General features: G+C 64.2%; 14 protein-coding genes. 11 read left to right on the top strand and 3 right to left on the bottom strand.

The annotated features are described in order from the left end of the window. Nucleotides 1-234 precede the first annotated feature (234 nt). Nucleotides 235-630, top strand: coding sequence for a cupin domain-containing protein (locus tag FJW08_RS09670; protein ID WP_140810450.1), 396 nt, complete (start codon nt 235-237; stop codon nt 628-630). Between the two features lie 78 nt (nt 631-708). Here FJW08_RS09670 and FJW08_RS09665 read toward each other — a convergent pair whose 3' ends face one another. Continuing rightward, nucleotides 709-1,911 (bottom strand): pyridoxal phosphate-dependent aminotransferase, encoded by a 1,203-nt coding sequence (locus tag FJW08_RS09665; RefSeq protein ID WP_140810316.1) that lies wholly within the window; start codon nt 1,909-1,911, stop codon nt 709-711. A 216-nt stretch (nt 1,912-2,127) separates the two neighbouring features. On the opposite strand from FJW08_RS09665, the gene FJW08_RS09660 reads away from it, so the two are divergent. The 3 genes from FJW08_RS09660 (at nt 2,128) to FJW08_RS09650 (ending at nt 4,561) form a co-directional block, all read left to right on the top strand. Further along, nucleotides 2,128-3,021: an EAL domain-containing protein gene (locus FJW08_RS09660; RefSeq protein WP_140810448.1), complete on the top strand. Its 894-nt coding sequence runs from the start codon at nt 2,128-2,130 to the stop codon at nt 3,019-3,021. Continuing rightward, entirely contained in the window at nt 3,018-3,872 is an 855-nt protein-coding gene (locus FJW08_RS09655) for an EAL domain-containing protein (protein ID WP_140810315.1), read from the top strand. Before FJW08_RS09660 ends, FJW08_RS09655 begins: the two co-directional genes overlap by 4 nt. An 83-nt stretch (nt 3,873-3,955) precedes the next feature. After that, nucleotides 3,956-4,561: a glutathione S-transferase family protein gene (locus tag FJW08_RS09650; RefSeq protein WP_140810314.1), complete on the top strand. Its 606-nt coding sequence runs from the start codon at nt 3,956-3,958 to the stop codon at nt 4,559-4,561. Between the two features lie 422 nt (nt 4,562-4,983). Here FJW08_RS09650 and FJW08_RS09645 read toward each other — a convergent pair whose 3' ends face one another. Next, nucleotides 4,984-5,196: a cold-shock protein gene (locus tag FJW08_RS09645; protein WP_015316174.1), complete on the bottom strand. Its 213-nt coding sequence runs from the start codon at nt 5,194-5,196 to the stop codon at nt 4,984-4,986. Between the two features lie 272 nt (nt 5,197-5,468). Here FJW08_RS09645 and FJW08_RS09640 point away from each other — a divergent pair, with 272 nt between their 5' ends. Next, the gene (locus FJW08_RS09640) at nt 5,469-5,795 is read left to right on the top strand and encodes a hypothetical protein (protein ID WP_140810313.1); all 327 of its coding nucleotides are present in this window, start codon (nt 5,469-5,471) and stop codon (nt 5,793-5,795) included. 74 nt (nt 5,796-5,869) lie between these two features. On the opposite strand, the gene FJW08_RS09635 is transcribed toward FJW08_RS09640, so the two are convergent. After that, nucleotides 5,870-6,439, bottom strand: a complete 570-nt coding sequence (locus tag FJW08_RS09635) for a methylated-DNA--[protein]-cysteine S-methyltransferase (protein ID WP_140810311.1) — start codon at nt 6,437-6,439, stop codon at nt 5,870-5,872. Nucleotides 6,440-6,622: 183 nt separating this feature from the next. Between FJW08_RS09635 and FJW08_RS09630 the strand changes: the two genes are divergently transcribed. The 6 genes from FJW08_RS09630 (at nt 6,623) to FJW08_RS09605 (ending at nt 11,788) form a co-directional block, all read left to right on the top strand. Then, complete coding sequence (locus FJW08_RS09630) at nt 6,623-7,561, top strand: lytic transglycosylase domain-containing protein (protein WP_140810310.1); 939 nt, start codon at nt 6,623-6,625, stop codon at nt 7,559-7,561. A 5-nt stretch (nt 7,562-7,566) separates the two neighbouring features. Beyond that, nucleotides 7,567-8,055 (top strand): GNAT family N-acetyltransferase, encoded by a 489-nt coding sequence (locus FJW08_RS09625; RefSeq protein ID WP_140810309.1) that lies wholly within the window; start codon nt 7,567-7,569, stop codon nt 8,053-8,055. Between the two features lie 139 nt (nt 8,056-8,194). Then, nucleotides 8,195-9,463: an ABC transporter substrate-binding protein gene (locus FJW08_RS09620; RefSeq protein ID WP_140810308.1), complete on the top strand. Its 1,269-nt coding sequence runs from the start codon at nt 8,195-8,197 to the stop codon at nt 9,461-9,463. A 47-nt stretch (nt 9,464-9,510) separates the two neighbouring features. Further along, complete coding sequence (locus tag FJW08_RS09615; protein WP_140810447.1) at nt 9,511-10,425, top strand: sugar ABC transporter permease; 915 nt, start codon at nt 9,511-9,513, stop codon at nt 10,423-10,425. Between the two features lies 1 nt (nt 10,426). Further along, nucleotides 10,427-11,251 (top strand): carbohydrate ABC transporter permease, encoded by an 825-nt coding sequence (locus tag FJW08_RS09610; protein ID WP_140810307.1) that lies wholly within the window; start codon nt 10,427-10,429, stop codon nt 11,249-11,251. Between the two features lie 117 nt (nt 11,252-11,368). Next, nucleotides 11,369-11,788, top strand: coding sequence for a lysozyme inhibitor LprI family protein (locus FJW08_RS09605; RefSeq protein ID WP_140810306.1), 420 nt, complete (start codon nt 11,369-11,371; stop codon nt 11,786-11,788). Nucleotides 11,789-11,814 lie beyond the last annotated feature (26 nt).

Here is an 11,814-nt window from a genome sequence, read left to right as displayed (position 1 = left end):
CAGCCCCCGCAATGCAGGCTCACGGCTAGTGGGCAGCCGTTAAGAAGACATTGAATTCGCCGGCATTTCGCTCTGCGTCCCGAGCGCGCGAGGTTCATGGTTAAGAGAAAGATCAGGCCTTCGTCAAAGCGAGATGACAAGGGCCGGTTGCGTCCAGGTCAATCCGAGCCGAGAATGCAGTTCATTCAAACGGGCCGGCGTCTCGCCGGCTGCTGGCGGTTCCAGGGACAGACGATGAAGATCATTGCTTGCGGCAGCGTGCCGACCATCATAGCACCGGACAAATACTTCACCGGCCGGGTTCTGCAGACGCCAATCATCGACACGGAGGCACCGGCGCGGCTCAGGGCCACGCTGGTCAGTTTCGAGCCCGGTGCGCGCACCCATTGGCACACGCATCCGCTCGGCCAGACACTCTATGTCACTTCCGGCGCCGGGCTGGTCCAGACATGGGGCGGCCCGGTCCAGGAGATAAGGGCCGGTGACGTCGTCTCATTCGCGCCCGGCGAGAAGCATTGGCACGGCGCGGCGCCGAAATCGGCGATGACGCACATCGCCATGCAGGAGGCGCTCGACGGCATCCATGCCGACTGGCTCGAAGCGGTGACGCCGACGCAATATGGCGGCTGAGTGCCGAGCCTGGATTGACAAAACCCGGCGGTAACGCCTGACAGCGGTGACGCCGGGTTTGATTTCGGACTTAGCTGATCAGGTCAGCGATGCCGTGAAGCGCTGGATGCGGGTGCAGGCTTCCTCCAAAAGTGTCTCCGAGGTGGCGTAGGAGATGCGGAAGTTGGGTCCGAGGCCGAAGGCCGAGCCGAACACCACCGCGACGCCCTCGGCCTCGAGCAGTTCCGAGCAGAAGGTCTCGTCGGTGTCGATCACCTTGCCGGCCTTGGTCTTCCTGCCGATCAGCTGGGCGCAGGACGGATAGACATAGAAAGCGCCTTCCGGCGACGGACAGGTGATGCCGCGCGCCTGGTTGAGCATCGAGACGACGAGGTCGCGCCTACCTTGAAAGATCGCCTTGTTCCTGGCGATGAAATCCTGCGGGCCGTTGAGCGCCTCGACGGAAGCCCACTGCGCGATGGTGCAGGCACCGGAGGTCTGCTGGCCCTGGATCATGTCCATCGCCTTGATCAGCTGGACGGGACCCGCGGCATAGCCGATGCGCCAGCCGGTCATGGCATAGGCCTTCGACACGCCGTTCATGGTCAGCGTGCGCTCGTAGAGCTTCGGCTCGACCTCGGCGATGGTCTTGAAGACGAAGTCGCCATAGGTCAGGTGCTCGTACATGTCGTCGGTCAGCGTCCAGACCTGCGGATGCTTCAACAGCACGTCGGCCAGCGCGCGCAATTCGCCTTGTGTGTAGGCCGCGCCCGACGGGTTCGACGGCGAGTTCATCAAGAGCCATTTGGTCTTCGGCGTGATCGCGTTTTTCAGCACCTCAGGGGTCAGTTTGAAGCCGTTGTCGATCGAGGTGTCGGCAAACACCGACGTGCCGCCGCAGATCGCCACCATTTCGGGATAGCTGACCCAGTAGGGGCGGGGGATGATGACCTCGTCGCCGGGATTCAGTGTCGCCATAAAGGCGTTGAACAGGATCTGTTTGCCGCCGGTGCCGACGATGGTCTGCTCGGGCTTGTAGTCGAGATTGTTCTCGCGCTTGAACTTCTTCGCGATCGCCTCGCGCAGCGGCGCGATGCCCGAAACCGGCGGGTATTTGGTCTCGCCACGGCGAATGGCCTCGATCGCCGCATTCTTGATGTTGTCGGGCGTATCGAAATCCGGTTCGCCGGCGCCAAGGCCGATAATGTCACGGCCGGCATTTTTCAACTCGCGGGCTTTCTGCGTCACCGCGATGGTGGCGGAAGGCTTAACGCGGGAAAGGGTGTCGGCAAGAAAGGCCATGACCTTTTGTCTCTCCAAAGGATCGGCGCGGCCAGGAGCGGCCGCGGCGCTTCTCATGTCGCAACATTCCCGTCAGTGCAAGCCTTGTCGGCTGGGCCAGGTGGGACGGCGTGGTCAATGAGGCGTGATCGGCAAAAGAAAGTTCATTAACTGGCGGTAGAGGCTTGCGTGGCAGGATCGAAATCCAATTCCGCCCAGTCGCGGAGCGAGGAACCCTTGTCGCGCAGCATCGGACTTGCCCATATCATCCGTCATGATGACGGCACCTCGAGCGGTGTCTGGGGCATTTATACGCTGCAAAGCGCCTTCCAGCCGATCTTTGCCTTCAACGAGGGCAAGCTGTCGGTCGCCGCCTTCGAAGGGCTGATCCGCCCGTTTCGCGACGGCGAGCCGCAATCGCCGATGACCTTCTTCTCGACATGTCCGGCGGCCGACCGCCTGCACGTCGAAGCGCTGACCAGGACACTGCATCTGCTCAATGCCGGCGCCTGCCTGCCGCGGGAGGCATCGGTCTTCGTCAATTTCGATCCCTCGGTCTTCACCGAGCGATCGATCGTCGACAACGCCTTGCGTGACATGCGGCTGGTATTGCACGAGGCCGGTATCGATCCGGGCCGCGTCGTGTGCGAGGTGACGGAGCAGAGATCGGCATCGCAGGAAACCCTGCACGGCTTCGTCGCCGCGCTCAGAGCCAACGGCTTCCGGATCGCCGTCGACGACTATGGTGCCGACGATTCCGACATCACCCGCGTCAAGGAGCTGAGCCCAGACATCGTCAAGTTCGATGCGCACTGGATCACCCAATTGATGGAATCGGGTGCTGGTTTCGCGCTGCTGACATCCATGGTGAGGAGCTTCGAGGACCAGGGCGTCCGCACCGTGTTCGAGGGTATCGAGGAAGGCTGGCAATTGGAGCTGGCCGAGAGATCGGGCGCCTCGATGGTCCAGGGGTACGTGCTGGCCCGTCCCGAACTGGCGCCGACAAGTTTCCGTGTTTTCGCAAAGGGCAGTCCGGAACCTGCCCCCGCCGCAAGCCATGCTGCCGCCGCCGCTGTTGCGCCGCGCACGGGGCGACCTGCAAAGGCGTTTGGGCGCAGGATCGCGCCATGAGTGTCGAGCGGCGACGCACCATTGACGATGCGATCTTCGTCGACGAGATCGGCATCGAATACGGCGTCCATGGCGACTTCCGCCTGCGCAGCGCCTACCAGCCGATCTACGCCCCGCTCGGCGGCAGCTTGCACCCGGTGGCCGTCGAAGGCCTGATCGAGCAGCACCGCGCCGGCCGGCCGGGATCGCCGCGAATGTTCTTCGACAGCGTCGCGGCCTCGGACCGGCTGTTCGTCGAAACCATGTGCCGCGTGCTGCATCTCAGGAATTTCCACAACATCGGGGTCGACGGGCTCGACCTGTTCTTCAACTACAATCCGCTGGTCAACAACCATGCTGGGCGGGCGCTGGCCGAGATACGGCTGATGAGCCGGCATCTCGACGAGCTCGGCCTGGCGCCCGCCATGCTGGTCTGTGAAATCACCGAACAGGCGGCGGACGATGCGCTGCTGGCAAGGTTGGTGCGTGAAATGCGGCGCGACGGCATCCGCATCGCCATCGACGATTTCGGGACCGGCCATTCGACCGTGGAGCGGGTGGGTCTGCTCCAGCCCGACATCGTCAAGATCGATGGCGGCTGGTTCGCGGAATTCTGCCGCCACGCCGCCGCGGAACGCTTCTTCCGCCCACTGGTGTCCAGCCTGCACGATCGCGGCGCCAAGGTGCTGGTCGAGGGGATCGAGCAGCCCACTCATCTGCGTGTCGCGCTCGAAGGCGGGGTCGATTTGCTGCAGGGTTTTCTTCTCGGGCGTCCGGCGCTTGCCGGCACCATCTTCAACGAGGAGCCGCTTGCGGTCGATGCGCTACTGGGCTTCGACAACAAGGTCGTGCCGTTGCATAAGCGGCGTTGATGGTCGCGCCAAAAGAAATCACTGGTTGAGGATGGCGCCGCTGCGATAATCCGCCCGCAGAAGCAGCGCTCCGGGGAACCACAATGATACTTTACAGCATGATCGACAGCGGCAATTGCTACAAGCCGCGGCTGCTGATGGCCAAGCTCGGCCTCGCCTTCACCACTGTCGAGGTGAGTTCGCACACCGGCGATACGCGCAAGGCCGATTTCGTCGCCAAGAACCCGAACGCCATGGTGCCGCTGCTGGAACTGGACGACGGCCGGCGGCTGGCCGAATCCAACGCCATCCTGCTCTATCTCGCCGAAGGCACGCGCCTGCTGCCGGCGGACAGATACGAGCGCGGGCTCGCCTATCAATGGCTGTTCTTCGAGCAGTACAGCCACGAGCCCTATATCGCCGTGCGCAAGGCGCTGCTGACCTTTCCCGAACGCGCCGCGGATGCCACGCCCGAGCGGCTGGCGGCGACGCTGGAGCGCGGCAACAAGGCGCTTGGCGTCATGAACAAATATCTGGAAAACAACGACTTCTTCGCCGGTGCGTTCGGCATCGCCGACATCGCGCTATATGCCTACACGCATACGGCGGAGCAGGGCGGGTTCCAGCTCGACGCCTATCCCGCGGTGGTCGCCTGGCTCGGCCGCGTGGAGGCGGACCCGGGGCATGTGCCGATCGGATGGGTGGGGTAGGCGGGCGACACAGCGTCCTTCTCCCCGTTTCACGGGGAGAAGATGGCGGCAGCCAGATGAGGGGCGGCGCCAGCCTCGGTTGTTATCGTGTTAGCTTTGCGATGGATAATCTCGGGGGGCGCCTCGCGCTGCCGCTCATCGCCCTGCCGGGCACTTCTCCACGTATAGTGACGGGGAGAAGGACGCTGTGTGGCCGATTTCGCCAATCGTCAGCGTCAAAATCCAGACAAATAAAAAGGCGGGATAAATCCCGCCTTCCCATTTCGGTAGCCTGATCGGGAGCGTCCGGTCCGGGCTGGCAGCTATCTGCTGTTCCAGCTTGTCGGCTCTTTCCACTCCGGCGCGCTTCTCGCGCGACCGTCAGTACATCCGTGACTTGCCGCGCGCCCCGAACTCTCGTCCGGCGCGCGCCATTTTCAAAATCAGGCTGCCTTGCTCAGAGAACCAGCGGACGACTTGCCAGTGCGGCGGTCCTGCTCGATCTCGAAGTTGATCTTCTGGCCTTCGACCAGGGTCGACAGTCCAGCGCGCTCGACAGCCGAGATGTGGACGAAAACGTCCGCGCCGCCGCTGTCAGGCTGGATGAAGCCGAAGCCCTTGGTGGCGTTGAACCACTTGACCGTTCCAGTTGCCATAAAAATAGTCCTTCACATTTGCTTTGGTATGACCGGACCGAGGTCCAGCCGGTGTGCATCGAGATTTTGGAGATAGACGTCAGCAAACGCGAAGATCGCGAGGCCCGGATCGATCGGCCGAAATATCAATGGGGCTGATATAGGCTGCTTTCGCACAAAAAACAAGACTGCGTGAAAAAGCCGTGATCGAAGCCGCCCAACGGCCGCCCCAATCTGGTGAAACCGTGACGCGAGATCCGCCGTCCTCGGGGGCGGATCGAGGGGAGAGGACCATGAAAACCATCCTGCTTGCCGCCTGCCTCACGCTGGTGGCCGCCCAGGCGCAGGCGATCTCGCGCTACGACCCGACGCGCATGAGTTGCGGCAAGGTCCAGTCGACGATCGCGGGTCAAGGTGCGGTCATCCTGCGCTATCAGTCGACGCGGGTGCCGGGGCTGCCGCTCTACGACCGCTATGTGCAGAGCCAGCAGTTCTGCACCACGGGCGAGGTGAGGACGCGCGCCTACGTGCCGAGCGCCGACACCAGGTCCTGCCCGGTCTATATCTGCAAGCGGCCGGACAATGAGCGTTTCAGGCATAGGTTCATCCGGCGCCATTAGGGCGTGCCGATATTCAGGTGATGCCGGCCCGACCTGAAACTCGACACATCCGGGAACGGTTCCTGGAACTGCTCTCAAAAGCCGAAGGACACCTGCGCTGGCGGCGGCGGGCCGACGCGCACGCCTTCCATGGCCAGCATCTTTTCCTTGGTGACCGAGCCTCCGGGCGCCGAGAAGCCGCCGATCTTGCCGCCGGCGGCAAGGATGCGGTGGCACGGGATGACCAGCGGCACCGGATTGGCGCCAAGGGCCGCACCGGTTTCGCGCGGCAGGCCGGCATGGCCGGCGCGCTTGGCGAGTTCGCCATAGGTGGTGGTTTCGCCATAGCTCAGTTTTCGTGCCGCTTCGTAGATGGCGAGGCGGAAATCGTCGATGCCGTCGAGATCGACGGGAAAGCCGGTGAAGTCGACGTCCTCGCCCGCGGCATAAGCCTTGATCGAGGCGATCAGCTCGACCACCCATGACGGCTGGGCCGTGGAGGTTGAAACGCCGGCATGGCGCATCAGCCGCCGCTCCACCGCTTCGCGGCTGCGTTCGGGCAGACAGAGGCGGATCAGGCCCTTTTCGCTCCAGGCAATGCCCATGAAACCGATCACTGTTTCTAACACTGCGTGGCCGGCTGTGATCGAAGATGTCGTTTCCATGATGCGCTCCTTTCCGCAAAGCGGCGGAATCCGGGATACCTGCCAGTACATATCAGGAACAATATGGCATCGCTGCCTGCGTCCCGCCACCCGAAAACCGCCAGATGGCCCCGATTGCTACCCAAGAATCGCTGGTGTAAGGGAAATCTTAACGACCCCGACAAACCGGACTCCGAACGCGGCTTGCCAGCAAAACAAACCCTTATCGCCGTCGGCGTGATCGTGGCGGCTGCCGGCATGAGCGGCTGCACCTCGACCTCGCAGATGAAAGCCGCGCCGTCGCTCACCGAAACCGCGACCACGGCAGGCAGCGATGCCGGCTTCACCGTGCCGCTGCCGGAGACGGTTTCGGTGCTGCCGCAATCCTCCGGAATCGCGCCCGTCCAGACGGCTGAGTTGACCCCCGGCGCGGCCACCCCGACGCTCGATCCCGCGGTCCAGCCGGCCGCGGCAACCGCCGCCTTTGCCGGGACAACGCCCGCGGCGCCGGCCGTGCCCGCCGTGATGACCGCCAATGCCTGGCAGGCGCCGGCCCCGGCGAAAGCCGGCCAGCCGATCCAGTCGGCGGCGACCTATACGACCGCCGGGCTCATCGTGCCGGCGGTTGCCAAGGGTGGCCAGAAAATGCCCGGCGTGCAGCAGGTGGCTTACGTCGTGCCGCAGAACCCGGCTGCCCTGGTGCAGTTCCCGTCGGCGCCGGTGGAGCCGGCAGAAGAACAGCATGCGACCGGCATGCGCGGCGACGTCGACCGACTGATCGTCAAATACGCCGCCTTCTACCAGGTGCCGGTGGATCTGGTGCGCCATGTCGTCAACCGTGAAAGCACCTACAATCCCAAGGCCTACAACAACGGCCATTGGGGGCTGATGCAGATCAAGCACGCGACGGCGCGCGGCATGGGCTATGACGGGCCGGCCAAGGGCCTGTTCGACGCCGAGACCAACCTCAAATACGCGGTCAAATATCTGCGTGGCGCCTGGCTGGTGTCGAACGGCAACGCCAAGAAGGCCGACTGGCTCTACCAGACCGGCTATTATTTCGACGCCAAGCGCAAGGGCCTGCTCGAGGCGACCGGCCTCGGTGTCGACCGCAAGCGCGGGCGTCTCCAGCCCGACGCCTGAGCGCGATGCCCGAACCGCGCCCGCCGGCTCCAAACGACATCCGGCTGCGCAAGATCCTCGACGAGACGCTCGTTCCACCGCACTGGCCGGACGGCTTCGTCATGCGCTTGTTTGAGCGCGGCGACGCGCTGCCCTTGCATGCGTTGCTGAGCGAAGTGTTCGACGATGGCACCGACGGCCCTTTCGACGAATGGTGGCCGCGCATTTCCGAAGACCCCGAATTCGACCCGGCGCTGTGTTTCCTCGTCATCGACGCCAAGGGCCGCTTGGCGGCGGCGGCACTGTGCTGGACCTCGGCTTTCGTCAAGGACCTGGCCGTTCATCCAGAGGCGCGCGGCAAGGGCGTTGGCGAGGCGCTGATGTGGCACGCCTTCGCCATTTTCCGCGACCGGGGTGCCACCCATGTCGACCTCAAGACCAATACGCTCGAGAACGCCGCCGCCGTGCGGCTCTACGAGCGGCTGGGCATGAGGCCCGTCGCCTGGGAAGGCTGACTGGCGACGTCGATCGGTGCCGTCATCGCCACCGGAGATGGCTGTTCGGGAACCCAAAGCGCGGCTCCGCATTCAATGAACGGTGGGGTCTGACCGGCTGTCGGGGCTGTGCGCCGCCGGCCAAGGGAGATCCACCGCGATGAAGGTTTTCCACGCATTGCTGGCGTTGAGCGTAGCTGTCGTGCTCGCGGCGGGTCAGGCGAGCGCGGTCGAGCTGTCGATCGTGTCGGGTGACACCGGCAACGGCCTCAAGGTGCTGCGCGAGATCCTCGACCGCTATGAGAAAGAGAGCGGCGACAAGGTCACCATCGTCGCCATGCCGTCATCCGGGACCGATCAGTTCGGTCAGTACAGGTTGTGGCTCGCCGCGGGCAACAGCGACGTCGACATCTACCAGACCGACGTCATCTGGGCGCCGCAACTCGCCAGCCAGTTCGTCGACCTGACCGCGGCGACCAGGGATGTCGTGGGCAAGCATTTCCCGTCGATCATCCAGTCGCAGACGGTCGACGGCAGGCTGGTGGCGCTGCCGATCTTCACCGATGCGCCGGCGCTCTACTACCGCAAGGATCTGCTCGACAAATACGGCGCCAAGGTGCCGGCGACCTGGAAGGAGCTGGGCGACACAGCCCGGCTGGTGATGGACAAGGAGCGGGCCGCGGGCAACAGGGATATCTGGGGCTTCGTCTTCCAGGGCAACGCCTATGAAGGGCTGACCTGCGACGCGTTCGAATGGGTGGTCTCGAACGGCGGCGGCCATATCGTCGAGCCGGATGGCACCATTTCCATCAACAACGCCCGGGCGGCGGCCGCGCTCGACATGGCCAAGGCCTGGATCGGCACCATCGCGCCACCCGGCGTGCTCGCCTACCAGGAAGAGGAATCGCGCGGCGTGTGGCAGACCGGCAATGCCGTCTTCATGCGCAACTGGCCCTATGCCTATGCGCTGGGCAACAGCCAGGGGTCGCCGATCAAGGGCAAGTTCGACGTCGCGCCGCTGCCGGCCGGCACGGGCGAGGGTGCCCGGCCGGCGGCAACGCTGGGCGGCTGGAACCTTGCGGTCTCGAAATATTCCAAGCACCCGGATGCGGCGATCGAACTGGTCAAGTTCATCGCCTCGCCCGCAATGCAGAAATACCGCACGCTCAAGACCGCCAACCTACCGACCATCCAGGCGCTCTATGACGATGCCGACATCGCCCGGCAACAGCCGATCATTCCGCACTGGAAGGAGGTCTTCCTCAATGCCGAGCCACGGCCCTCGGCGGTGACCCGGAACAAGTACAACGAGGCGTCGAGCCAGTTCTGGAACGCCGTGCACAAGACCTTGTCCGGCGAGGGCAGCGCCGCCAACAATCTGGCCGACCTCGAAGCAACGCTCACCAGGCTGAAGGGCAAGGGCTGGTGAGCGCGCAACCGGCTGACGCCGCCGACCGGCGCCCGGGCTCGCGGCTGATGCGCCAGCGTGTGCGCTCGGCATGGCTGTTCCTGGCGCCGATGCTTCTGGTGCTCGCCGCCGCTGCCGGCTGGCCGCTTGCGCGCACGGTCTATTTCAGCTTCACCGACGCCTCGCTGTCCGACCTCGACGCCCGCCAATGGGTCGGCTTCGCCAATTATGTCTCGGTGCTGCGCATGCCGAGTGGGCGGATGATTTACGACGGGCTGCTTCTCGACCCGCTCTGGTGGGGCGCCGTGTGGAACACCGTGCGCTTCGCGGTGGTTTCGGTGACATGCGAGACGATCCTCGGCATGGTCGTCGCCCTGGTGCTCAACGCCGAATTCCCGGGCCGCGGCATCGTCAGGGCGGCGATCCTCATCCCCTGGGCGATCCCGACCATCGTCTCGGCCAAGATGTGGCAGTGGATGCTGAACGACCAGTTCGGCATCATCAATGTCGTGCTGATCAACCTGGGGCTGATCGACCACAAGATCGCCTGGACCGCCAGCGCCGACACGGCGATGGCGGCCGTGCTGATCGTCGACATCTGGAAGACGACGCCGTTCATGGCGCTGCTGATCCTGGCCGCGCTGCAGATGCTGCCGCGCGAGATCATCGAGGTCGCCAAGCTCGACGGCGCCAATCCCTGGCAGATCTTCTGGCGCGTGACCTTGCCGCTGATCCGCCCGGCGGTGATGGTGGCGGTGATCTTCCGGGCGCTCGACGCGCTGCGCATCTTCGACCTGATCTATGTGCTGACGCCCAACAACGCGCACACCAAGTCGATGTCGGTGTTCGCCCGCGAGAACCTGTTCGAGTTCGACAAATTCGCCTATGGCTCGGCCGCCTCGACCCTGCTCTTCCTCATCCTCGCTCTGCTCACCATGCTCACCATCCGCATCGGCCGGATAAGCCTGGAAGGAGGCCGTTGAGATGTGGCTCCTGAAGCGCACGGCCTTCTATCTGCTGGTCGGGGCAATCGTGCTCATCGCGGTGTTCCCGTTCTACTACGCCATCGTCACCAGCCTGAAATCGGGGACCGAGCTGTTTCAGGCCGATCCGTGGCCGAAGGCGCCCAGCCTCGGCAATTATCGCAACGTGCTGGCCGAAGGCGCCTTCGCGCGCAACCTCCTGAATTCCTTGATCGTCTCGGGCGCGGTGGTGGCGCTCTCGCTGTTCCTTGGCGTCACCGCCGCCTACGCGCTGGCGCGTATCCGTTTTCGCGGCCGCTCGGCATTGCTGTTCGCCATCCTGTCGGTCTCGATGTTCCCGCAGGTGGCGGTGCTGGCCGGACTGTTCGAGCTGGTGCGGATGTTCGGCCTCTACAATTCGCTCTTCGCGCTGATCTTCTCCTACATGATCTTCACGCTGCCGTTCACCGTCTGGGTGCTCACCGCCTTCGTCCGCGACCTGCCGGTCGAGGTCGAGGAGGCGGCGATCCTCGATGGCGCGACGCCGTGGATCATCATCACGCGGATCTTCCTGCCGCTGATGTGGCCGGCGCTGGCGACCACCGGACTGCTGGCCTTCATCGGCGCGTGGAACGAGTTCCTGTTTGCCCTGACCTTCACCTCCAACGACGCGCGGCGGACCGTGCCGGTGGCGATCGCGCTGCTCTCCGGCAATTCGCAGTTCGAGATTCCGTGGGGCAACATCATGGCCGCCTCGGTGATCGTCACGGTGCCGCTGGTGGTGCTGGTGCTGATCTTCCAGCGCAAGATCGTCTCCGGCCTCACCGCCGGCGGGGTCAAGGGGTGAGGGGCTTCGCTTCAGATAAACAAACTGTCCACCAAGGCGGCAGGCGACATCTTGCCAGCACACTGTCGGCCGCTAAGCTTCGTCTCCGCGGGGCTTGTCGAAACCGGAGGAAACATCATGCGGCTTCTGCTCTCCAGCCTTGCCATGCTGATCCTTGCCGCCCCGCACTTCGTAGGCACCGCGCGCGCCGCCGACTGCGCCAATGCGCAGGACCAGGCGACAATGAACCAGTGCGCCGGCAAGGATTTCGGCGCGGCCGACAAGAAGCTCAACGATGCCTACAAGCAGATCGTGGACCGGCTGAAGGACAATGCGGCGTCCAGGAAATTGCTGGTCGATGCGCAGCGCGCCTGGGTCGCTTTCCGCGACGCTGAATGCAAGTTCCAGGGCGGCCCGATCGACACCGCGGGCACCATCTATCCGGTGGTCGTCGCCAATTGCCAGACCTCGCTCACCAATGGCCGGCTGAAGGTTTTCCAGACCTATCTCAATTGCCCCGAAGGCGAATTGAACTGCCCCGTGCCAACGGCGCAATAGCCTTCATCCGCTCCTTTCGAAGACCC

It is taken from the genome of Mesorhizobium sp. B3-2-1, from assembly GCF_006439515.1.
In the GTDB taxonomy this organism is placed as follows: domain Bacteria; phylum Pseudomonadota; class Alphaproteobacteria; order Rhizobiales; family Rhizobiaceae; genus Mesorhizobium.
Note: the sequence above shows the minus strand (reverse complement) of the source record. Positions and strands in the feature narration are given on the sequence as shown.

Excerpts from the sequence above, each read along its gene's own strand:
- FJW08_RS09670 (WP_140810450.1), top strand. The coding sequence starts at position 235 with ATGAAGATCATTGCTTGCGGCAGCGTGCCGACCATCATAGCACCGGAC.
- FJW08_RS09665 (WP_140810316.1), bottom strand. The coding sequence starts at position 1,911 with ATGGCCTTTCTTGCCGACACCCTTTCCCGCGTTAAGCCTTCCGCCACC.
- FJW08_RS09655 (WP_140810315.1), top strand. The coding sequence starts at position 3,018 with ATGAGTGTCGAGCGGCGACGCACCATTGACGATGCGATCTTCGTCGAC.
- FJW08_RS09650 (WP_140810314.1), top strand. The coding sequence starts at position 3,956 with ATGATACTTTACAGCATGATCGACAGCGGCAATTGCTACAAGCCGCGG.
- FJW08_RS09645 (WP_015316174.1), bottom strand. The coding sequence starts at position 5,196 with ATGGCAACTGGAACGGTCAAGTGGTTCAACGCCACCAAGGGCTTCGGC.
- FJW08_RS09640 (WP_140810313.1), top strand. The coding sequence starts at position 5,469 with ATGAAAACCATCCTGCTTGCCGCCTGCCTCACGCTGGTGGCCGCCCAG.
- FJW08_RS09635 (WP_140810311.1), bottom strand. The coding sequence starts at position 6,439 with ATGGAAACGACATCTTCGATCACAGCCGGCCACGCAGTGTTAGAAACA.
- FJW08_RS09625 (WP_140810309.1), top strand. The coding sequence starts at position 7,567 with ATGCCCGAACCGCGCCCGCCGGCTCCAAACGACATCCGGCTGCGCAAG.
- FJW08_RS09620 (WP_140810308.1), top strand. The coding sequence starts at position 8,195 with ATGAAGGTTTTCCACGCATTGCTGGCGTTGAGCGTAGCTGTCGTGCTC.
- FJW08_RS09615 (WP_140810447.1), top strand. The coding sequence starts at position 9,511 with ATGCGCCAGCGTGTGCGCTCGGCATGGCTGTTCCTGGCGCCGATGCTT.
- FJW08_RS09610 (WP_140810307.1), top strand. The coding sequence starts at position 10,427 with ATGTGGCTCCTGAAGCGCACGGCCTTCTATCTGCTGGTCGGGGCAATC.
- FJW08_RS09605 (WP_140810306.1), top strand. The coding sequence starts at position 11,369 with ATGCGGCTTCTGCTCTCCAGCCTTGCCATGCTGATCCTTGCCGCCCCG.